The sequence below is a fragment of the Paenibacillus sp. p3-SID867 genome, assembly GCF_025142895.1.
Lineage (GTDB): Bacteria > Bacillota > Bacilli > Paenibacillales > Paenibacillaceae > Paenibacillus_AQ.
Map to the genome: position 1 here is coordinate 87203 of NZ_JAMBDM010000003.1, position 21786 is coordinate 108988.

Genomic DNA, 21786 nt, shown 5'->3' on the forward strand with positions numbered 1-21786 from the left:
TATGCTATAATATGGATTCGGGGGTGACACTTTTGGCAAAACGGAAAAGAAAGAAGAAGGCAGCCTTTGCAGCCGTTTTGAAGTATGAAATTTATGGGATTGTATTGATGACACTTTCGGTCATTGCATTATCCGGAGAAGCACCGGTGGGGCGTTCCCTGTCCAAGATGTCGGGATATCTGCTGGGCAAGTATTATTTTATCATCCCCCTAATCGGCATTTATTACGGGTTAATGGTGATGATTCACCGGAAATGGCCCAAACGCTGGAACAGCAGACGCACCGGTGTCCTTCTCTTGGTGTTATCGCTAACTTTAATGAGCAGTATTGCAGGTTTGGAGTCGAAGCTGGCCCCGATTGGACAATTGAATGCGTCAAATGCGATGAGCCAGATACATAGTGATTTGCAAGGCGAGCTTCTTCATGCCGGGGCAGATGATGGACATCATCCCGTCATGGGCAGAGACATCAGTGGCGGTTACATTGGAGCGTTGCAGTTTGCCTTTCTGTTAATGCTGTTTGGCAGCATAGGGGCCAAGTTGATTGTAATTGTCATGCTGGTTATCAGCTTCATGCTGATCACCAACCTGTCCTATGTTGATTTAATGCGGATGTTCCGCGTGAGGGTTGTAAAGGCCGGAGAACGGATTCAGAAAAAAGTGAACAGCCACCAGACCAAATCAAGAGCGGCAGCAAAATCAAGCGCGAAGGAACAACGTATGCAGCTGCCGGAGGATCTGGATGAGGACGATGATCTGGATGATATGGAGGGCATGAGGCTGCCACGCCGCAAGGCACCGCAATTCTTCCAGCTGTTCGGTTCCAAAGTGGGCAAAAGGGACGAAGCAGTGGAAGAGGCCGGGGATGCTGCGGATGACGCGTCTCCGGTATTTACGGTTGGTAACGGACATGGTGCTAAGGAGAAAGAGGAGGTCGTCCTGTTCAACAGTCAGGTTCAACCGGAGGAAGAAGCGGACGTGATCTCACCTGCAGTGGAATCCGTGCCTTCATCGCCGATTATTCGCGATTTCTTCGAGCAAGTGAAACAAGAAGGCCGCCTGGATGACGAGTACGATGATCACGAAGCGGTGATACCTTCGGCACAAGAGGAATCTCCGGGGAATACCGCCGCGATTCCTGAGCCCCTCGTTGGCAGCCTTGAAGCTTCAAATGGCGAGTTGAGTGGAGTTACACCTGCTGCTGCGGATAACGGAGGGCAGGAGGGAACAGCACCGGCAGCACCGCCGGCTCCCCCACCCAAGCCGTACAAGCTGCCTCCATTCCGGCTGCTATCCAAGCCCAATAACGGCGGTAAGGGTGGAGACCAGAACGATTATATGCAGACAGCGCGCAAGCTGGAAGCCACACTGGAAAGTTTCGGGGTTCGAGCCAAGGTGCTGGAGGTTGTTCGGGGGCCGTCGGTAACCCGCTATGAAATTCAGCCGGACATCGGGGTTAAAGTCAGTCGGATCGTCAATCTGACCGATGATATTGCACTTGCGCTTGCGGCCAAGGATATTCGGATGGAAGCGCCGATTCCCGGCAAATCAGCCATCGGGATCGAAGTGCCGAACAACGAAGTTTCACTAGTTACGATGAGAGAGGTTATGGAGACGCCGACGTTCCAGGACGCGGAATCGAAGCTTTCGATTGCATTTGGTCGTGATATTTCAGGCCAGACCATTGTCGGTAACTTGGCACGGATGCCCCATCTTCTTGTTGCAGGTGCAACGGGTTCGGGTAAATCCGTATGTATCAACGGCATTATTACCAGCATTCTGTATAAAGCGAAGCCGGATGAGGTTAAATTCCTGATGGTCGATCCGAAGATGGTTGAGCTCAATGTCTACAACGGGATTCCGCATTTGATGGCACCGGTGGTAACCGATCCGAAGCGGGCATCCTTGGCACTTAAGAAAATCGTGGTAGAGATGGAGAAGCGGTATGAGCTGTTCTCCAAATCCGGGACGCGAAATATTGAGGGCTACAACAATCTGATGAAGGATAATTTGCCGGCAGTGTTGCCGTATATCGTCGTTATCGTGGACGAGCTGGCCGATTTGATGATGGTTGCAGCCAACGATGTGGAAGACGCGATCACGCGACTGGCCCAAATGGCCCGTGCTGCGGGGATCCATTTGATCATCGCGACGCAGCGTCCATCAGTCGACGTTATTACCGGGGTCATTAAAGCGAACATTCCGTCGCGCATTGCCTTTGGTGTGTCATCGCAGGTTGATTCCCGGACGATTCTGGACATGGCGGGGGCGGAGAAGCTGCTTGGCCGCGGAGATATGCTGTTTATGCCGATGGGCTCCTCCAAGCCGATCCGCGTCCAGGGTGCTTTCATGAGTGATCATGAAGTCGAGAATATTGTGGATTTTGTCCGTGACCAAGGACAGGCGGAATATGACGAGTCGCTGGTGCCTGAGATAGAGGAATCCGCCGGCGCGGACGAAGAAGAATTGGATGAGTTGTATGAACAGGCGGTGACTATCGTTTTGGAAGCTAAGCAAGCGTCCGTATCGCTGCTGCAGCGGAGAATGCGCGTAGGTTATACCCGTGCAGCGCGTCTCATCGATTCGATGGAGGCACGTGGGGTTATCGGACCTTATGAGGGAAGCAAACCGCGGGAAGTGCTGATGTCCATGGAGCAATATCAACAACAGCAGAATCGAATCAGTTAAGGGAGCCGATCCCACAACTTCAAACAAAGGAAGCGAACAACCAGACTGCTGGGTTGATCGCTTCCTTTTTTGTTGGTTCACGTGGTGCTATTCATTTTGCGGTATTTGCTTGCCGTCAGTTTCATAATTTTCTTAAAGGTTCGGTCAAAATGCGTCAGGCTTTCAAAGCCGATGGATTCGGCGATGTCCACAATTTTCAGGTCCGTATCCGTTAGAAGGCGCTGCGCTTCGCGAATACGGGTGAGGTTCAAATAATTAATGATCGTAAAGCCCGTAATTTCTTTGAATATCCGGGACAGGTAGAACGGGCTGATGTAGAAGCTTTCGGCTAATTGCTGCAGCGTGATTTTGTCTGCATAATGGACGTGAATATACTTAACGACGTCCGTGATTTTCTGATGGAGCGGATTCATGGACGTGTGAGCAGGCAGCGAGGCGGAATGGGTTAACCGAGAGGTTTTAATGAGTAACTCCGTAAGCAGCACCTGCAGCATATACTCGTACGAAGCGGCGCTTTCTCGGATTTCATCGGCCATCTTATTCAAAATTTGCATGATGATTGCTTGCTCTGGAACGGTTAAACGCAGCAGTGGTCTATCCTGATTAAACATGCTCAGCAATCCGGATGCCAGCAAGGGATGGCCTTTCCCCAGAAAAGAATCGCTAAAATTAATGACGATACGTTCATGCTCCGGATCGCCTTGTCCCGAGGTTTTATGAACGTCGAATTTATTGATGAGAATGAGGTCTCCCGCCTGGATGGTATACAATTTTTCTTTTATAAAATAATGACGCTCGCCTGAAACCAAATAGTAGATTTCATAGGTTCCGTGATAATGGTTATTTCGTTCAAAGGGCTTAGTGCGATGAATGCGATGGTAGTAAAATTCCCCTTCTTCTTCCCCGTAGGTTACGGTATGGGTATCGCTGGATATCATAATCTGCCCCCGCTTCGTTTCAATTCATTCATGATCAGGTCATTCTAATCCTTCAGTTATATTGTACCAACTTCTATTAAGCAAAACAAAGCAAGATATGTTGAATGAGCCTTCAATTTCGCAATAAAAGTGAAGAAATCCAACTGATGATGCTGTAGCATAGTAGGTAAATCTACAGAAATGGACGGTGTTATCATGAGACCTTTTATGGATGAACATTTTTTGCTCAATAACGAGACTGCACGCACCTTATACCATGATTATGCAAAAGACATGCCAATCATCGACTACCACTGTCATCTGAGCCCGCAGATGATCGTTGACAATCACCGGTTTGAGAACTTGACCGAAGCGTGGATTAACGGCGATCACTACAAATGGCGGGCAATGCGGGCCGCTGGAGTAGAAGAGGCATACATCACGGGTGGGCCGGGTGTGAGTGATTATGACCGCTTCTTGGCTTGGACGCGCACCGTTCCGATGACGATCGGCAATCCGTTATTCCATTGGTCTCATCTGGAGCTGCAAAGACTATTCGGCATTCAGGATATCATTAATGAACAGAATGCTCCGCAGATATGGGAGGCGGCAAACAAGCGTCTGCAGGAAAATGATTTGACCACACGGGGATTGATCGTTTCAAGTCGCGTGAAAGTGGTCTGTACGACGGATGATCCGACGGATAGCCTGGAATATCATATCAAACTGGCGGAGGAAGGCGATCCCGATTTTCAGATGCTCCCGTCATTCCGTCCCGACAAGGGACTGGAGATTAACCGGGAGACGTTCCTTCCTTGGGTGAAATTGTTGGAGGACCGAAGCCGGATGGAGATTACGGAGTATTCGGCATTCCTGAAGGCACTCGAACAGCGGGCTGAGTTTTTCCATTCGGTTGGCGGTCGTGTATCCGATCATGCGCTGGATTACGTGCCCTATCAAGAGGTGACCGAGACTCAAGCGGCTGACATATTCCTGAAAGCGCTTAATAGGGAGCGTGTTTCCCGTCAGGAAGAGGAACAATTCAAAACGTATACGCTGCTTTATCTTGGCCAAATCTACGCAAGACTCGGCTGGGTCATGCAATTTCATATTAACGCCCAGCGCAACAATAACACCCGGATGTTCCGACAATTGGGTCCGGATACCGGTTATGATTCCATTCACGACAGTCCAATCGCCGTACCGCTTGTAAAGCTGATGGATCGGCTTGATCAAGAGCGGTCACTTCCACGAACGATTCTTTATTCGCTTAACCCAAGCGATAACGATATTCTCGCAGCACTTATCGGCAGTTTTCAAGGCGACGGTATTCCGGGCAAAATCCAGTTCGGTTCCGCGTGGTGGTTCAACGATACCAAAGACGGTATGGTCGACCAGATGAGCAAACTCGGCAATATGGGATTATTAAGCCGATTTGTCGGCATGCTGACCGACTCCAGAAGTTTCTTGTCTTATACCCGTCATGAGTACTTCCGGCGGATTCTTTGCAATCTCCTCGGTGAGTGGGTTACACGGGGAGAAGCACCGGATGATCTTCCATGGCTCGGGGGAATCGTCCAGGATATTTGTTACAACAACGCCGAGAGTTATTTTCGATTTGGTCGGACGGAAGGGAGATAAGACATGGATGCGAAGACAGATCGTGGCCGGGTATTGAGGTTGGTAGGACGCGATTCTTTACAGAAACAACAGCGGCATGACCAGGATATGTTGAACCTTCCCGTTAAAGTGCTGCAAATAGGCGAGGGCAATTTTCTGAGAGGGTTCTTCGATTGGATGATATATGAATGCAACCGGCAGGGTCTGTTCCAGGGAAGCGTGGCCGTCAGTCAGCCAAGACCTGGGGGAGCACGCAAGCTGGAGCAGCTTCGGGAACAGGAAGGGATTTACGGCTTGCTGACTCGAGGCCTGCAGGATGGCCGGAAGATCGAGGAGGAGTTATGGATCCCGGTGTTCTCGGAGATGATTGACCCCTATGCGGAATGGGGGCATTTCTTGAGTGTGGCCGAGCTGGATTCCCTGGAGATCATCGTCTCCAATACAACGGAAGCGGGTCTCGTTTATCAGTTTAGTGAATGGAATCCGACGGAAGCGCCGATGTCATTCCCTGCTAAGCTTACCATGCTTTTATATCGGCGTTATGAGCGTTATGAAGGCTCGCCGGACAAGGGCCTGTTGATCCTCCCATGCGAGCTGCTGGAACGAAACGGGGATATCTTGCGATCGATTGTACTGCGGCATGCGGAGGATTGGGGACTTTCGCCGGCTTTTCGGAGCTGGGTTGAGGAATGCAACCTGTTTCTGAACTCGCTTGTGGATCGGATCGTAACCGGATATCCGGAAGAGGCCGAGCGCTATTTTGACCAATGGGGTTATGAAGACCGAATGTTGAACACGGCGGAGCCCTATTATTTCTGGGCTATTGAGGGCGACCCCTCATTGGAGTCCAGGCTGCCACTCCAGTCGGCAGGTCTTCAGGTAAGCTGGGTGCCTGATCTGACGCCGTACCAGGTAAGAAAAGTAAGAATCTTGAATGGAACGCATACGCTGATGGCTTCCATCGGCTTGCTTCACGGTTTCACTGAAGTGAAAAAAATCGCAGAGAGCATGGAATGGGGAGAAGATATTCGCAGCGCAATGCTGCAAGAAATCGTCCCCTTGGTGCCTCTCCCGCCGGAAGAGGTTACGGCTTATGCCGAAACCGTGTGGGAGCGATTCCGCAATCCTTTTCTTCGGCATAAGCTCCAGGATATTGCCATGAACAGCATCTCCAAGTTCAAGGTGAGACTTTTGCCAAGCTTAAAGGAATATGCCAGTACGCACAATAGGCCCCCAAGCCTCATAACTCGGGGATTGGCCTCTTTGATCCGTCTGTATCATGCCAAACAAGTAGAAGGGCAGTGGTACGGAACGCGTCTTGATGGAGAACGGATGCTGTTAAGAGATGATCCGGACAGTCTGATGACATTCTATCAAGCGTGGCAAAAGGTAGAAGACGGGGAATGGAGTATACGTCAGCTTGTGGCATCCATTCTTGGCGATCAGGCTTTATGGGGCGAGGATTTGAACCGGATACCCAATCTTCATGAAGCGGTAAGCCGTTATATCGAAGAAATGGAGCTGATCGAAACATGAGCGACATCGTCATACTTCATCACAAGGATGACGTCGGTATCGCGCTTCGTCCTTTGTCGGCAGGAGAACATGCCATCGGGCTTCTGAACGGGAAGGAGCATGCGATCGAGGTAACCGAGAATGTGCCAAAAGGTCACAAGGTAGCTCTTCGATTAATAGAGCCGGGCAGCCATGTTTTGAAATTCGGCTATTCGATCGGATTGGCGAAGGAAGTCATTTTGCCGGGGAGATGGATCCATACCCACAATTTGAAAACCGGACTATCCGGTGAAGTGGAGTATCAGTATAAGCCTGGCGCAGAAGCAGCGGCTCAGGAATCACCGACGATTATGGAGTCCCCAACGTTCCAGGGGTATATCAGACCCAACGGTCAGGTTGGGATCCGCAACGAAATTTGGATCATCAACACCGTCGGCTGCATTAACAAAACCTGCGAGCTGTTAGCGCGCATGGCTGGCGAGCAGTTCCAGGGGAGAGGCATTGATGGGGTTTATCACTTCCCGCATCCCTACGGCTGTTCGCAGCTTGGAGATGATCTAAGCCATACCCAGCGCCTGCTCTCGTCCCTGGCCCAGCATGGCAATGCGGCAGGCGTACTTATTATCGGGCTCGGCTGCGAGAACAACCAGATCGATCAAATGCAGGCGATGATTGGCGAGCAGGAAGGGAAACGGATCCAATATATGCGTGCTCAGGACATGGAGGATGAATTGGAGGAGGGGTTGTCCCTCATCTCGGAGCTCGTGGAATATGCCGAGACTTTCAAACGGTCTGCGGTTCCTCTGTCCAGGCTGAAGATCGGACTGAAATGCGGCGGGTCGGACGGTCTGTCGGGCATTACAGCCAATCCGCTGGCGGGCCGTATTGCGGATACCATCACCGCTCACGGTGGTACTGCTCTTCTGACAGAGGTGCCGGAGATGTTCGGAGCCGAAACGATCCTGATGGACCGGGCCGCCAACGAGCAGGTGTTCCAGGATATTACGTTGCTCATTAACAATTTCAAGCAATATTTCGTATCGCACGGACAGGAAATCTATGAAAATCCTTCTCCCGGTAATAAGGACGGCGGCATCACAACCCTGGAGGAGAAATCGCTGGGGTGCACTCAAAAAGGGGGGAATGCCACCGTATCCGATGTACTCCGTTACGGCGTAAGATCAACGAAGCCGGGGTTAAACCTGATCGAGGCGCCAGGCAACGACCTTGTATCGGTTACGGCCCTGGCTGCAGCGGGGGCCCATCTCGTGCTGTTCACGACGGGGAGAGGGACGCCGTTTGGCGGTCCGGTTCCCACAGTCAAAATCGCCACAAATTCCGAACTGGCCGCTCGTAAAAAGCATTGGATTGATTTTAATGCAGGTGCTTTGCTGGAAGGTAAAACCATGGATGAGCTTCATGAGGAACTCATGCATCGTATTGTCCAATTAGCCTCGGGCGTTGAACAGACGAGAAACGAACGCAATGGCTTCCGGGAAATATCCATTTTTAAGGATGGCGTCATTTTATAGCGTGTGCTGTTGGAACAAGATTAAAAAAGAGGAGGAGCCTATATGTCCAATCCCATTCAGCAGCAAGAACAGTTGACCATGTCACCCCTAGAACTCGGCACCAAGGCTTGCCAATCGATCATGAAAATGTATTCGCCGGAGCAACTGCCGCCCGCAGGACGGTGGCATTACCACCAGGGTGTATTTCTGGTTGGAATGTCTCAATTATGGAAATTTAGCGGTGAATCAAAGTTTTTGGATTACGTTAAGGGCTATGTCGATCATTTGGTGGATTCCAACGGGAATCTGCTGCTGGAGCGGGGGGAGCTGGATTCCGTTCAAGCGGGCCTGCTCCTGATGGAGCTGGATGCTGTATGTCCCGAACATCGGTACAGGGCTGCCGCGGATAAACTACTCCGTCTGTTATCTACTTTGAATCGGACCACCGATGGAGGATACTGGCATAAGGATCGCTACCCTTACCAGATGTGGCTGGACGGCTTGTATATGGGCGGCGTGTTCACGATGAAATATGCCCAGCAGTATAATAAACCCCATTTATTTGATGAAGTGCTGTTCCAGGAGAGGTTGATGCGCTCCCATACCAAGGATCAGGCAACCGGGTTATTTTATCATGCCTGGGACGAGAGCAGGACGATGCCTTGGGCTGATCCGGTTAGCGGGCAATCTCCGGAATTTTGGGGACGCGCCTTAGGCTGGTATGCGTTGTCGATCGTGGAGTTCCTTGATTTACTGCCAGAGGACCATCCGGCGAGGGAAGAACTGGCTGTTGTGCTCCGTGAATTAAGCGAAGCGCTGGTGCGTTATCAGGATCCGCTTACCGGACTGTGGTATCAAGTTATAGATAAAGGGGACCGGGAGGACAATTGGCTGGAAACCTCTTGCTCCAGTCTCTTCATATATACCTTGGCTAAAGGGATTCGACTCGGTTACCTGGATTCATCCTTGATCTCCCATGCAAGACATGGATATAACGGCCTGGCTCAATCCGTATATATGGATGGTCAGGGGCATCTGGTCATGCCTAAGATCTGCATCGGTACAGGTGTCGGCGATTATAAGCATTATGTGGAAAGGCAGCAATGCGAGAATGACCTCCATGGTGTTGGGGCGTTGGTCATGGCGTGCGTTGAGCTTGGCAGGATGTAAGGATTAATCCTTGGTCGAGCGTTAAATCTATTCTGAACATTAAAGAGCTGTTCCTCTGAGGAACAGCTCTCTTTGTGCTGCGATGATGTGCTGTCTTCGTTCAGTCCTCTCGCCGAACAGGTGCATAGGAAACTGGCAGGCTTGTCATAATAACGGTAGCGAGGCTTGTTAAACCACAAGAGAAAGGTAGAGCGCAGCATGAAAAACTCAAGAATCTGGATCCTAATGAGCATTGCGATTCTGTTGTCTGCCGTTGTCTTCGCTCAGGGAGGCCTGGGAACAGATCATTCGAATCTTCAGGAAGCTTTGCCAACCTTTAGCCAGCAGACCATCAAATTTGGTTCTACCGGCGAAGATGTGTATGAGCTGCAAGGCCGTCTGAAACACCTGGGCTTTTATCACGGGAAAATTGACAGCGTATTTGGCTCCAAAACCCAAGGAGCCGTTAAATGGTTCCAATCGGAGTTTGGCATGAAGGTAGACGGTATCGTAGGACCGAAGGTCAAGCTTAAACTGTATAATGCAACCAAGGATTTCCGTCCGACTGCTCCGAAGGCTCATGAAGGTGGAGGCGGTGCAGCTGCCGGTGGTGGCGGAGGTTCAGCAAACAATGAAAGCGGCAATAACAACTTAGCTTCATCTGATTCAATGGGCCTTTCAGAGAACGATTTGAGAATCATGGCGAATGCCGTATATGGCGAAGCGCGAGGAGAGCCGTTCGAAGGCCAGGTTGCCGTAGCGGCGGTTATTCTCAACCGGGTAAAATCACCAAGCTTCCCGAATACGCCGCATGGGGTTATATTTGAGCCGAGAGCCTTTACCGCGGTAGCCGACGGTCAAATATGGCTTGAACCGAACGAGCAGGCGAAGAAAGCAGTACAGCAGGCGCTGAGCGGCTGGGATCCGACAGGAGGCTGCCTGTACTATTTCAATCCGAAAACGGCCACCTCGCCATGGATTTGGACCCGCCCTCAAGTCAAAACCATCGGTCAACATATATTCTGTATGTAAGCCGTAAACAACAGCAACCGGGGCCTGTCTTCGGTTGCTTCTTCACTTTGCAATGGGTTAGAATGAAAGTTATCGATGAAGTAAATTTTGGCAACGACAATCCATGATGTAAGGGGATATGGACCTTGACGAAAACGGAATTTGAACACGGTACAGTCGGAGGAATTCGGATTCACGTATTACCGACCAACCGATTCAAGACATTTGCGATATCGCTTTACGCCGGAAGTCCGTTAGCAGAAGAAACCGTGACCTCGACCGCGCTTACACCTTTTGTGCTGCGCAGAGGGACCGTTTCCTATCCGGAAACGCGAGCTTTTCGAGAACAGCTGGAGCAGCTGTACGGCGCCGGATTTGGATTTGACGTGTATAAGCGCGGCGATTATCAGATCGTGCACTTTCGCATGGATACGATCAATGACTCTTTTGTTAAGAGTCCGGAGAGCCTTCTGCGCTCTTCATTTGCTTTTTTGGGCGAAGCTTTCACCCAGCCCGTGTTAGAGAATGGAGCATTCCGCAAATCTTATGTACAGACCGAGAGAGACACGGTCCGCAAGAAGTTGGTGTCCATCGTCAATGATAAAATTCGTTACGCTGCGGAGCGCTGCATCGAGGTTATGTGCAAGAACGAACCGTATCGGCTGCATCCGTTAGGAGAACGGAAGGATCTTGACGGAATCACGCCGGAAGGCTTGTATGAGTCCTATCAGAACTGGCTTAATGAATCCGTTCTGGATCTGTATGTAGTTGGCGATACGAGTTTGGATGAGGTGAAGAAGCTCGTAGAGGAGCATTTTAAACTGAACAGAACAGCAAGCAAGGATTATGTTCCTTCCTCCACGCGAACGGCAGCGAGCGGGACGCAGACGGTCGTGGAGAAGCTGGACATTAATCAAGGCAAACTCAACATGGGTCTGAGAAGCACCATTACTTACGGAGATGACGAGTATGCCGCCGCGCTGTTGTATAACGGGATTTTGGGCGGTTACCCGCATTCAAAGCTGTTCGTTAACGTGAGGGAGAAGGAAAGTCTGGCGTATTACGCGTCGTCCCGTTATGACGGCCATAAAGGAATCGCAACCATCCAGTCCGGCATCGAGGTTCAAAATTTCGAGAAGGCTGTCCAAATTATTCAACAGCAGCTCGATGACATGGCCAAGGGTGCCATTACGGATATCGAAATGACCCAAACGAAAGCCATGATCCGCAACGTTATTAAGGAAATGCAGGATTCGGCCTTTGAGATGATTGCGTATGATTTCAACCGCACGCTGTCGGGCCGGGAACGTACGCCGGATGAGCTGCTGCAGCAGGTGGAAGGCATTACAGTGGATGATGTGAAGCAAGCGGCTTCGGCATTTTCGCTGGATACGATCTATTTCCTGAAAGGTCAAAAGGAGGAATAGCCGGTGGAGAGCATTCATTATGACAACTTGCAGGAAACGCTGTATTACGAAGTGATGGATAACGGTCTGCACGTGTATGTGCTGCCTAAACCCGGCTTCCAGAAAACCTATGCGACCTTTGCAACCAAATATGGTTCGGTGGATAACCATTTTAAGGTTGAAGGCGAATCTGAAACTCGCGTTCCTGATGGCATTGCGCATTTTCTTGAACACAAAATGTTTGAGGAGCCGGAAGGCGATATTTTTGCCAAGTTTGCCTCGAACGGCGCCTCGGCGAATGCCTTTACTAGTTTTGACCAAACGGTGTATCTCTTTTCTGCGACGGAGAACATCCATGAAAATTTGGAGACGCTGATCAATTTCGTGCAGAATCCTTACTTTACCGATCAGAACGTAGAGAAGGAAAAAGGGATTATCGGGCAGGAAATCAACATGTATCAGGACAATCCGGACTGGCGCGTATACTTCGGTCTGATCGAAGCGATGTACAAGGTGCATCCGGTGCACATCGATATTGCCGGTACGGTGGAATCCATCGGAACGATTACGAAGGAAGATCTGTATACGTGTTACAATGCCTTTTATCATCCGAGCAATATGCTGCTGTTCGTGGTGGGCGGCGTAGATCCTGTTGAAACGATGAACCTGATCCGTTCGAATCAAGCCGGAAAATCGTATGAGAAGCAAGGCTCCATCGAGCGTTTATTCGATCCGGAGCCGCAGGGAGTTGAAGAGAATCGGCGAGAGAGCCGGCTGGCCGTATCCCTGCCGAAATGCCTGTTCGGCTTCAAGGAGAAGCAGGTCGGTTTAACAGCCGAGGAGCAGCTGCGCCGAGATTTGACAACGAAGCTGATGATGGACCTCCTGTTTGGATCCAGTACGGAATTGTATCAGCAGCTGTATGACGAGGATTTGATATCCGACAGCTTCGGCCATGAATATAACAGTTCACCCCAATATGCGTTCTCTGCGGTGGGCGGAGACACGAAGGATCCGGACCAACTTCTGGAGCGCATCCGCACAGAGGTGGATAAGTTAAAAGCAACCGGATTTCAGGCATCCGACTTTGAGCGTGCCCGCAAGAAGAAAATGGGCGGATATTTGCGCATGCTCAATTCCCCTGAAAATATTGCTCATGAATTCACTCGCTATCAGTTCCGCGGGGCGGATTTCTTTAAGGTTCTACCGGTTTATGAATCCATTACCATAGATGATGTAAACCGCCGTCTGCAGGAGCATATCGACTGGGATCAATTGGCCGTATCGATCGTTGTGAGTCCGTAATGAAGCAAGACATGGGAAGAGAATTGAAACCGATCGGGGAAATGACGGTACTGATCACGGGTGCTAGCAGAGGTATTGGAGCGGCTGTTGCCGAGCGTTTTGCTTCGGTACGCATGAATGTCGTTATCCATTACATGAATTCGCATGAAGCGGCCAATGAAGTTGCCCGCCGCTGTATGGCCTATGGTGCTAAGGTGTTAACTGTATCCGCGGATCTTCGCGACAAAGAGCAAATATTGCGCATGAAAGAGAAGCTTCAGAGTCATGATATGGAGCCGGATATCCTGGTTAACAACGCCGGGGTATCCCATTACGGGCTTCTGTCTGACGTGACGGAAGAGGAGTGGGACACTTTGATGTCCATCAACCTGAGAGGGATGTTTCTGTGTTCCCAGGCGTTTATGGGGCGTATGATCTCCCAGCGATTTGGCAGGATTATCAATGTCTCCTCGATCTGGGGGTTGTCGGGTGCCTCCTGCGAGGTATTGTATTCAACAAGCAAGGGTGGCGTTAACGCTTTTACGAAGGCCCTTGCGAAGGAGCTTGCCCCATCAGGCGTGACGGTGAATGCCGTTGCCCCCGGCGCGGTGGATACGTCCATGCTGGGGCATTTGGAATCGGATGAGATCCGCATGCTGGAGGATGAAATTCCGGTCGGCAGATTGGCGCAGCCGGATGAGATTTCATCACTGGTGTATTTTCTGGCGCTGCCCGAGTCGGGCTACATTACCGGGCAAGTGATCAGCCCGAATGGCGGTTGGGTGACCTGATCGTCATTCGTGGTGCAATTCACCACTCATAAGGTATTGGTTACGGGGACATATTACTATTGTTACTTTAAATCTGAATTGCCACCACGCAAAAGGAGGATTTAATTCATGTCATCCGTAATCAAAAACTTTGATTCCTGGAAGAAATTTCTGGGCGAGCGCGTCGTTCAAGCCGAGAAAGCAGGTATGAGTGAAGACACCATTTCTCAGCTGGCTTATGAGATCGGTGATTTCCTCGATGAGAAGGTCGACCCGCAAAACTCATCTAACCGGGCACTGAAAGAATTGTGGGATGTAGGTAACGAGGAAGAACGCCACGTTATCGCGCGTCTGATGGTGAAACTGGCCAAGAACAACGCATAACCCTCTTGCAAAAAGCCCCCCGCGAACGGGGGCTTTTTGTCAAGAAAAAAGAATGTAATTTTCATGTCATCGTTAATACTTGCCTTTCATTTTTATTTTATATATCATTAACGTGACCCATTTTTCATTTGACCTGTTTTTGCGTGCAATTTTCGCTGGAATTTGTCGAATATTGATGGAAAAGAAGTGCAAAGAGGTGTCTTTGTGGAATCGAATCAATGGTACATGGAATACAAGATACATAAGAACCGGCCTGGTCTGCTCGGCGATATTGCTTCCGTATTAGGTATGCTCGAAGTAAACATACTGACCATTAACGGGGTTGAAGGCCAAACTCGCGGAATGCTGCTGGAAACGGATGATGAAGAAAAAATTATCCTGATGGGCAAAATGTTAAACAAAATGAAAAATATTACGGTAACAGCCTTGAGACCGCCAAAACTGGTCGATATTTTGGCTGTCCGACATGGACGATATATTGACCGGGACTCGGATGATCGTAAAACGTTCCGTTTTACGCGTGATGAGCTCGGTTTACTTGTTGATTTTTTGGGTGAATTGTTCAAAAGGGAAGGTAATCAGGTTATCGGTCTTCGCGGAATGCCCCGCGTCGGCAAAACCGAGTCCATTATCGCCGGCAGCGTCTGCGCGATGAAGCGCTGGACCTTTGTTTCCTCTACGCTGCTCCGTCAAACCATTCGCAGTCAACTCTCCGAGGACGAGATGAATTCGAACAATGTTTTCATCATTGACGGCATTGTGAGCACGATCCGATCCAACGAACGTCATTATCAGCTCCTGCAGGATATCATGGGGATGGAGAGCACGAAGGTGATCGAGCATCCGGATATTTTTGTTCGCGAATCCGAATATTCCTATGAGGATTTCGATATTATAATCGAATTGCGAAACAATCCGGAAGAGGAAATCGTTTATGATACGTTCACGGGCTCTTATAGTGACGATTTATAATATTGTTTTTGACTTTGACCACGAATTTCTAAAGTAGGAGGTGATGGCATGTCCGAACTGGGACAGCAATTAAGGGAGGCGCGTCTACAAAAAGGGATGAGCCTTGATGATGTGCAGGAAATGACAAAAATACGCAAGCGATACTTGGAAGCCATCGAGGCAGGGGATTACAAAGTACTTCCCGGCAGTTTTTACGTGCGGGCATTCATCAAAACCTATGCGGAAGCGGTGGGGATTGACCCGGACGAACTGCTTGAAGGCCATAAACAGGATGTGCCAAAATCCGAACCGGAAGCGACGATGGAACCGGTTATTCAAAAACGTGCCACCAGACCTTCAGCCGAACGGAACATGAAATGGCTGCCTACACTGCTGATGTGGACATTCCCGATTCTGATCGTTGTTGTCATTTACTTGGTGGCCATTAATTCGAATGAGCCTAAGGATGAACCTCCGGTAAGCAATAATGATCAGACGCAGACGGATCAAGCGCAAAAGCCGGAAGACCCGGGCAATACGGATCCCGCCACGCCAGGTGACGGAGCGCAGGGCGGCGACAACACCCCAGACGGCACGGCTAACGAAGGCACGGACGGAGAAGGAACAGACGCCCCGGACGGAACAGATGGCACAGAAGGAACGGACGTCGATGAACCGGGTGATTCAACGCCTGGAGTAGCTACGGTGACGCAGGACCGGACGGAAGGCAAGAACACCGTATTTAAGGTAACAGGCTCGTCTGTGAAGGTTGAGATTGTAGCAACGAGCGACGGTAAGAGCTGGGTAGAAGTGTATCGTGGCTACAATACCTCCGGGGAGAAGCTGGCTTTCCAAATGCTTGAGAATGGTGATTCTCTGAGCTTTGACCTGGATAGCCAGGGACTTTACGTGAAATCAGGGAACTCCGCTGCAACCACTATTACGGTTGGCGGCCAGCCTGTAACGGATGGAAAATCAACGTCGCGCATCTTGCTGGAGCCGGCTGATGGTTCCGCAAGCACGATGGACAACACGGGTACTACGGATGCCACAGGTACTACCACAGATACTACAGGTACATCGGATACCACAGATATCGAATAATTGCCTGTTCTCCAGGCCATCATAACAGCATGCAGCTGCATGCTGTTATTGCACTTCCTGGAAGAGGTGATGCTCGCGTGACGGTCAACTGGATTATATTCGGATTAGGCGTTATCGTCAGCCTCTTGGGCTACTATTTGATTCCAAGTGACTGGGGATATGGCATATTAGGCTTTGGACTGGCACATATTTTGCTCGGTATATTGAGCATGTTCCGCCGTCCGGTGCATGATGAGAAAGCTAGCAGTTGACGGAGCAGGCTTCGTTTTCGCCGGATGTTGGCGATAAGCGGAGTCTTTTTCGTTCACATTTATCCCGCTGATCTCGTAGAGGATTAGACTTGGCTCACGGTTTTACCTATAATAGAAGCATTATCGCCAAATGAAAGGAAGGATTCACCATGGCTTCAGAAAACTCATTTGATATCGTATCCAAAATGGATATGCAGGAACTTAGCAATGCGGTTAATCAGGCGGAGCGGGAGATCGAGAACCGTTTTGACTTCAAGGGCAGCAAGAGCAGCTTGAAGCTGGACAAGGACGCACTGGTCATTGCATCCGATGACGAGTACAAACTCAACGCCGTTATTGATATTTTGCAAACCAAGATGGTGAAACGGGGCTTGTCGCTGAAAAATGTGGAGCACGGCAAGATCGAGCCGGCTTCCATGGGTACCGTTCGCCAGCGCCTGACCTTAAAGCAAGGAATCGATCAGGAAAATTCGAAAAAGATCAACATCTTGATCCGTGATTCCAAGCTGAAGGTCAAGAGTCAGATTCAAGGTGACCAAATTCGGGTAACCGGAAAAAGCAAGGATGATCTTCAGCAGATCATGCAGCTGCTTCGCAAAGCGGATCTTTCTCTAGACCTGCAATTCACGAATTTTAAATAAACGCCGCCACAGGCTCATATAGGATTGGATGGACAGGTTTGTTTCTTTTGACAGGGCGTGAGCGGAAATATTATACTAAAAAACGATATATAAGGATTAACGTATACATAGATTACTGGGGGATGAATATGACAGACAGCGCTTCACGCTTCGAACCCTTTAGGCTCTTGGGAAGAGCGACCCTATTGAAGTACAGATGGATAACAGTCGCGGGGTCTGCGAAAATTTCAAGACAACCCGTTGCAAGGGAGGTTGCCCCATGAATTTACCCAATCGTATCACGTTGGCCCGCATTTGCTTGATCCCTGTCATGATGATTTTTCTGCTGGTGGATTTTGATTTTTATCCGGCTCCTATTGTGTGGAATGATTTTGTCCTTCCCTACAACCAATTAATTGCAGCATTGATATTCATACTTGCAGCAAGTACGGATGGGATTGACGGATATTTGGCCCGGAAAAACAATATGGTGACGAACCTGGGTAAACTTCTGGATCCGCTCGCGGACAAACTGCTGGTGGCAGCCATCCTCATATCGCTTGTGGAGATGGGCAAATGCGAATCCTGGATTGCTGTAGTCATCATCAGCAGAGAATTCGCGGTTACTGGCTTGAGACAAATTGCACTCCTGGAAGGTTCCGTCGTTGCAGCAGGTCAATCGGGGAAAATCAAGACGGTGATTCAGATTGTGGCGATTGTCGCGCTTCTGATCAATAATTTCCCGTTTGTATTCTTGGGAATTCCGTTTGATGTCATTGCAATCTGGGCTGCCGCGGTGATTACGATCTATTCGGGAATCGAATATTTTGTCCAGAACAGGCACCTTCTCAAAGGTGCCGGGGCATAACGGCAATAGGAGCAATCCTATTGCTTTTTTCTTCCGCAGGGTAAGAACATAGTGAAAGCGAGTATTTGTGAAGAGATAGCAGACACAGGAGGATGGACGAATCATGAAAGCAGAAATCATTGCAGTTGGAACCGAACTTCTACTTGGACAGATTGTGAATACCAATGCACAGTATTTGTCCAGACAGCTTGCTTCAATGGGAATCGATGTATACTATCAAACCGTTGTCGGGGATAACATGGAGAGACTCAAGGAGGCCTTGCGGCTGTCCAGCAGCAGAGCCGATATCGTTCTCCTGTCCGGCGGTCTGGGCCCCACACAGGATGACCTGACAAAGGATGCGCTCGCATCTTTTCTAAATCGGTCATTGCATATTGATCGGATGGCCATGGATCGGATTGAACGCTTCTTCCATGAACGGGGTTCCGTAATGACCGAGAACAATCGGCGCCAGGCCCTGGCCATCGAGGGAGGGACTCCGCTTCCGAACGAAACAGGCCTCGCCGTCGGGAATGCGGTATCCTATGAAGGGACTCATTACATTGTGTTGCCGGGACCGCCGAAAGAGCTGATGCCGATGTTTGAGCAGGAGGCCAAGCCTTGGCTTCTGCAGCATGTGCTTACGGGAGAGCTTCCCATCTATTCAAAGATGCTCAAATTCGCAGGCATCGGGGAGTCCGCGCTTGATAAGCGCCTGGAGGACCTGATTACGGCCCAGACCGATCCAACGATTGCGTTGTATGCCAAGGAGGGGGAGGTCACCGTCCGAATCTCCACGAAGGCAGCCAGCGAGGCTGAGGCCATGGTTCGGCTGAATGAACTGGAAGCCCGGATCCAGGAGAGAGGCCCGGAATTTATGTATGCTAACGAGGATGTGCCCATTGAGAAGGTCATCGTGGATATGATGGCGGATCATAACTGGACGCTGAGCGCTGCGGAGAGCTGCACGGGAGGCCTTGTAGCGGAGACGCTGACCTCTATCCCTGGGAGCGCGTCCATGTTCCTTGGCGGGATCATCTGTTATACCAACCAGATCAAGGAGAAGCTTGTGCATATCCCGCATGCGCTGCTTGAGGGGGATGATGCGCCGGGAGCCGTCAGTGCAGAGGTTGCTGAAGCGCTTGCGGATCATGTCCGGATGGTAACCGACAGCGACTTTGGTTTATCGGTAACGGGCGTGGCAGGTCCAGGGTATGCTGAACGAAAGCCTATAGGTCTTGTTTACATTGGATTGTCTCAACGGGGAAAAGAAACGGAAGTGCACGAGCTGCACCTTCAGGGTAACCGTGAAACGATCCGGCTCCGAGCTGCGAAGGCGCTGCTCTACCGGCTTTGGCAGCGTCTTGTTGCCTCTAAACAGGTTTAGGGTTGCGGAATAGGGATATCCGCTATTCGAAAAAAGTAAATAATTTACACCTTGCTTGGCAGCTCTTCTTGAATTAACGAACAGTTCCAAGTATAATGGGAAATACGGAAGAACCGTGGCATATCGTATGATGTTGCCACGGTTCTTGTTGTTTATACATAAGGCATGGAGCATATACGGGAAGGGGTGCCGAATAAAAAAAACGAATGTATGTTCGAAAAAAAGCTTGGCAAACGTGTCAAAACAAGGTATGATATGACTATCAACAGTGAAGGGTTGTGGAACAATTGTCAGATCGTCGTGCTGCGCTGGAAATGGCGCTTCGTCAGATAGAGAAACAGTTCGGAAAAGGTTCCATCATGAAACTGGGTGAATCCACCCACATGCAAGTAGAGATTGTGCCGAGCGGATCGTTGGCATTGGATATAGCTTTAGGAACCGGCGGCTTGCCTAGAGGCCGGATTATTGAAGTATATGGACCGGAATCCTCCGGTAAAACAACAGTAGCCCTCCATGCGATTGCGGAAGTTCAGAAGGCTGGTGGACAGGCTGCATTTATCGATGCCGAGCATGCTCTGGATCCATCGTATGCAAGCAAACTGGGCGTTAACATTGATGAATTGCTGCTCTCCCAACCGGACACGGGTGAGCAGGCGCTGGAAATTGCGGAAGCTCTGGTACGCAGTGGTGCAGTTGATATCATCGTTATTGACTCGGTTGCTGCACTGGTACCAAAAGCTGAAATTGAAGGCGACATGGGTGACTCCCACGTAGGTCTGCAAGCTCGTCTGATGTCCCAGGCTCTTCGGAAATTGTCGGGTGCTATTAATAAATCGAAAACAATTGCCATCTTTATCAACCAGCTTCGTGAGAAGGTTGGTGTTATGTTCGGTAACCCTGAGACGACTCCAGGTGGACGTGCTTTGAAGTTCTACTCGACGGTTCGTTTGGACGTGCGTCGAATTGAGAGCATCAAGATGGGGAACGATGTGGTGGGTAACCGCACACGGATTAAGGTTGTTAAGAACAAGGTAGCGCCACCTTTCAAACAGGCTGAGCTTGATATTATGTACGGTGAAGGCATCTCTAGAGAGGGAAGCCTGATCGATATCGGAACGGAACTCGATATCGTGGATAAGAGCGGCGCATGGTATTCTTATTCAGGTGACCGTCTTGGCCAAGGACGGGAGAATGCAAAGCAATTCTTGAAAGAGAATCCGGAGATCGCTAGTGTTATCGAGAACAAAATTCGTGAAGCGAGCAATCTGACCACGGCTGTTCCTGAGCCTTCCGAGAAGGATAAGGAACAAGAGGAATTAGAAGAGCAAGAGTTGTTTAAAGTAGAGTAGTACATTGCTGGTTATCGATTACAGTGTTGAGGACCGTCCGGTGTTTGTAACGCCAGACGGTCTTCTTTGCATTTATTCAGACTTCCAGATGCAGTCTTGGTTATTTTACTCAGAAATGGTGCGGTAGTGAGAGGAGCGACATATGGAAGAAGAGAATAAGGAAATGTCGGAGCAGGCAGAAGCATCAGGTATAGGACATTTTCCCGACCATGAGGATTTGATTGTAACGTCAGTTGAAATGCTGAAAAAGCCCAAGCACCGATACCAAATCGCGTATGGTCCGTACCTCATGACCGTTCATGAAGATGTGATGCTGAAATACCGGATGTTCAAGGGGAATGTTTTTCGCAAGGAAGAGCTTGAAGAAATTATCGTGGCGGATGAACGACAGAGGGCTTATGTAGAGGCACTGAATCATCTGTCCAGGAAACCCAGAACAGCCAAGGAGATCACCCAGCGTCTGCAGCAAAAAGGTTTTGAGCCGAGCTGCATAGAGACGACGCTGGAGCGATTGGAGAAGGACAAGCTGATTGATGACGCATTATACGCCAAGATGTGGACAGAGCAGCGAATGACCAGCCATAAGAAGGGACGGCTGTGGGTCAAACAGGAGCTGAGACAGAAGGGAATCGGCACGGAGCTGATCTCCGAGGCTCTGGGCGAGATCAGTGCAGATGCCGAATTGGAGAGCGCGCTTGCCGTGGGACGGAAAAAATGGCAGCAAACCCATGGAGAGATGCTGGATCGCAAACGTAAAACGGGAGCATATTTAATGCGTAGAGGCTTCGGCGGGGATCAGGTGCGTCAGGTGCTCAAGCGTTTGGTTGACGAGGATCAGGAAAAGGGCGAGTGGGACGACGAGCTGGAAGATTTCGAATAAAGGGCAGTTTGGGTACTTTTTCGCGAAAGAAATGGTTTCATTGGATGAAACTGACGTTTACCCATTGCTTTCCCTTGACAATATCTTTTTATAAATACTAAAATAAATATGAATCTTTTTATCATAAATTAGAATCCTTTTTC

At 49.9% G+C, this 21786-nt stretch carries 19 protein-coding genes; 18 read left to right on the forward strand and 1 reads right to left on the reverse strand.

The features are described 5' to 3' along the window. Positions 1 to 32: 32 nt before the first annotated feature. Positions 33 to 2687, forward strand: coding sequence for an FtsK/SpoIIIE family DNA translocase (locus M4D81_RS06570; RefSeq protein ID WP_397376665.1), 2655 nt, complete (start codon positions 33 to 35; stop codon positions 2685 to 2687). Positions 2688 to 2764: 77 nt separating this feature from the next. On the opposite strand, the gene M4D81_RS06575 is transcribed toward M4D81_RS06570, so the two are convergent. Continuing rightward, a complete protein-coding gene (locus tag M4D81_RS06575) occupies positions 2765 to 3625 on the reverse strand; it encodes a helix-turn-helix transcriptional regulator (RefSeq protein WP_260065179.1) in 861 nt (286 codons plus the stop codon). Between the two features lie 195 nt (positions 3626 to 3820). On the opposite strand from M4D81_RS06575, the gene uxaC reads away from it, so the two are divergent. The 17 genes from uxaC (at position 3821) to M4D81_RS06660 (ending at position 21643) form a co-directional block, all read left to right on the forward strand. Then, entirely contained in the window at positions 3821 to 5245 is a 1425-nt protein-coding gene (gene uxaC / locus M4D81_RS06580; RefSeq protein WP_260065180.1) for a glucuronate isomerase, read from the forward strand. A 3-nt stretch (positions 5246 to 5248) separates the two neighbouring features. Then, positions 5249 to 6760: a tagaturonate reductase gene (locus M4D81_RS06585; protein ID WP_260065181.1), complete on the forward strand. Its 1512-nt coding sequence runs from the start codon at positions 5249 to 5251 to the stop codon at positions 6758 to 6760. Then, the gene (locus tag M4D81_RS06590) at positions 6757 to 8271 is read left to right on the forward strand and encodes a UxaA family hydrolase (RefSeq protein ID WP_260065183.1); all 1515 of its coding nucleotides are present in this window, start codon (positions 6757 to 6759) and stop codon (positions 8269 to 8271) included. The genes M4D81_RS06585 and M4D81_RS06590 overlap by 4 nt, the downstream gene beginning before the upstream one ends. A 42-nt stretch (positions 8272 to 8313) precedes the next feature. Then, positions 8314 to 9420, forward strand: coding sequence for a glycoside hydrolase family 88/105 protein (locus M4D81_RS06595; protein WP_260065185.1), 1107 nt, complete (start codon positions 8314 to 8316; stop codon positions 9418 to 9420). A 198-nt stretch (positions 9421 to 9618) separates the two neighbouring features. Beyond that, positions 9619 to 10431, forward strand: coding sequence for a spore cortex-lytic enzyme (gene sleB / locus M4D81_RS06600; protein WP_260065187.1), 813 nt, complete (start codon positions 9619 to 9621; stop codon positions 10429 to 10431). Positions 10432 to 10556: 125 nt separating this feature from the next. After that, complete coding sequence (gene yfmF, locus M4D81_RS06605) at positions 10557 to 11837, forward strand: EF-P 5-aminopentanol modification-associated protein YfmF (protein WP_260065188.1); 1281 nt, start codon at positions 10557 to 10559, stop codon at positions 11835 to 11837. Positions 11838 to 11840: 3 nt separating this feature from the next. Continuing rightward, positions 11841 to 13121, forward strand: a complete 1281-nt coding sequence (yfmH, locus tag M4D81_RS06610; protein WP_260065189.1) for an EF-P 5-aminopentanol modification-associated protein YfmH — start codon at positions 11841 to 11843, stop codon at positions 13119 to 13121. Continuing rightward, positions 13121 to 13891 carry an elongation factor P 5-aminopentanone reductase gene (gene ymfI, locus M4D81_RS06615; RefSeq protein WP_071220144.1) on the forward strand — a complete coding sequence of 257 codons (771 nt, stop codon included), beginning with the start codon at positions 13121 to 13123 and terminating at the stop codon, positions 13889 to 13891. Before yfmH ends, ymfI begins: the two co-directional genes overlap by 1 nt. Positions 13892 to 13999: 108 nt before the next feature. Continuing rightward, complete coding sequence (locus tag M4D81_RS06620; protein WP_009589302.1) at positions 14000 to 14254, forward strand: DUF3243 domain-containing protein; 255 nt, start codon at positions 14000 to 14002, stop codon at positions 14252 to 14254. Between the two features lie 204 nt (positions 14255 to 14458). Next, positions 14459 to 15226 carry a DUF3388 domain-containing protein gene (locus tag M4D81_RS06625; RefSeq protein WP_113058682.1) on the forward strand — a complete coding sequence of 256 codons (768 nt, stop codon included), beginning with the start codon at positions 14459 to 14461 and terminating at the stop codon, positions 15224 to 15226. A 48-nt stretch (positions 15227 to 15274) separates the two neighbouring features. Beyond that, a complete protein-coding gene (locus M4D81_RS06630; RefSeq protein WP_260065190.1) occupies positions 15275 to 16309 on the forward strand; it encodes a helix-turn-helix domain-containing protein in 1035 nt (344 codons plus the stop codon). Positions 16310 to 16386: 77 nt separating this feature from the next. Beyond that, positions 16387 to 16560, forward strand: coding sequence for a DUF4175 domain-containing protein (locus M4D81_RS06635; RefSeq protein WP_146746999.1), 174 nt, complete (start codon positions 16387 to 16389; stop codon positions 16558 to 16560). 149 nt (positions 16561 to 16709) lie between these two features. Beyond that, a complete protein-coding gene (locus M4D81_RS06640) occupies positions 16710 to 17201 on the forward strand; it encodes a YajQ family cyclic di-GMP-binding protein (protein ID WP_260065193.1) in 492 nt (163 codons plus the stop codon). Between the two features lie 259 nt (positions 17202 to 17460). Next, complete coding sequence (gene pgsA / locus M4D81_RS06645; RefSeq protein WP_071220148.1) at positions 17461 to 18048, forward strand: CDP-diacylglycerol--glycerol-3-phosphate 3-phosphatidyltransferase; 588 nt, start codon at positions 17461 to 17463, stop codon at positions 18046 to 18048. Between the two features lie 103 nt (positions 18049 to 18151). After that, positions 18152 to 19414, forward strand: a complete 1263-nt coding sequence (locus M4D81_RS06650; protein ID WP_260065194.1) for a competence/damage-inducible protein A — start codon at positions 18152 to 18154, stop codon at positions 19412 to 19414. A 287-nt stretch (positions 19415 to 19701) separates the two neighbouring features. Then, the gene (recA, locus tag M4D81_RS06655) at positions 19702 to 20763 is read left to right on the forward strand and encodes a recombinase RecA (protein ID WP_194544872.1); all 1062 of its coding nucleotides are present in this window, start codon (positions 19702 to 19704) and stop codon (positions 20761 to 20763) included. A gap of 142 nt (positions 20764 to 20905) precedes the next feature. Then, positions 20906 to 21643 carry a regulatory protein RecX gene (locus M4D81_RS06660; protein ID WP_260065195.1) on the forward strand — a complete coding sequence of 246 codons (738 nt, stop codon included), beginning with the start codon at positions 20906 to 20908 and terminating at the stop codon, positions 21641 to 21643. Positions 21644 to 21786 lie beyond the last annotated feature (143 nt).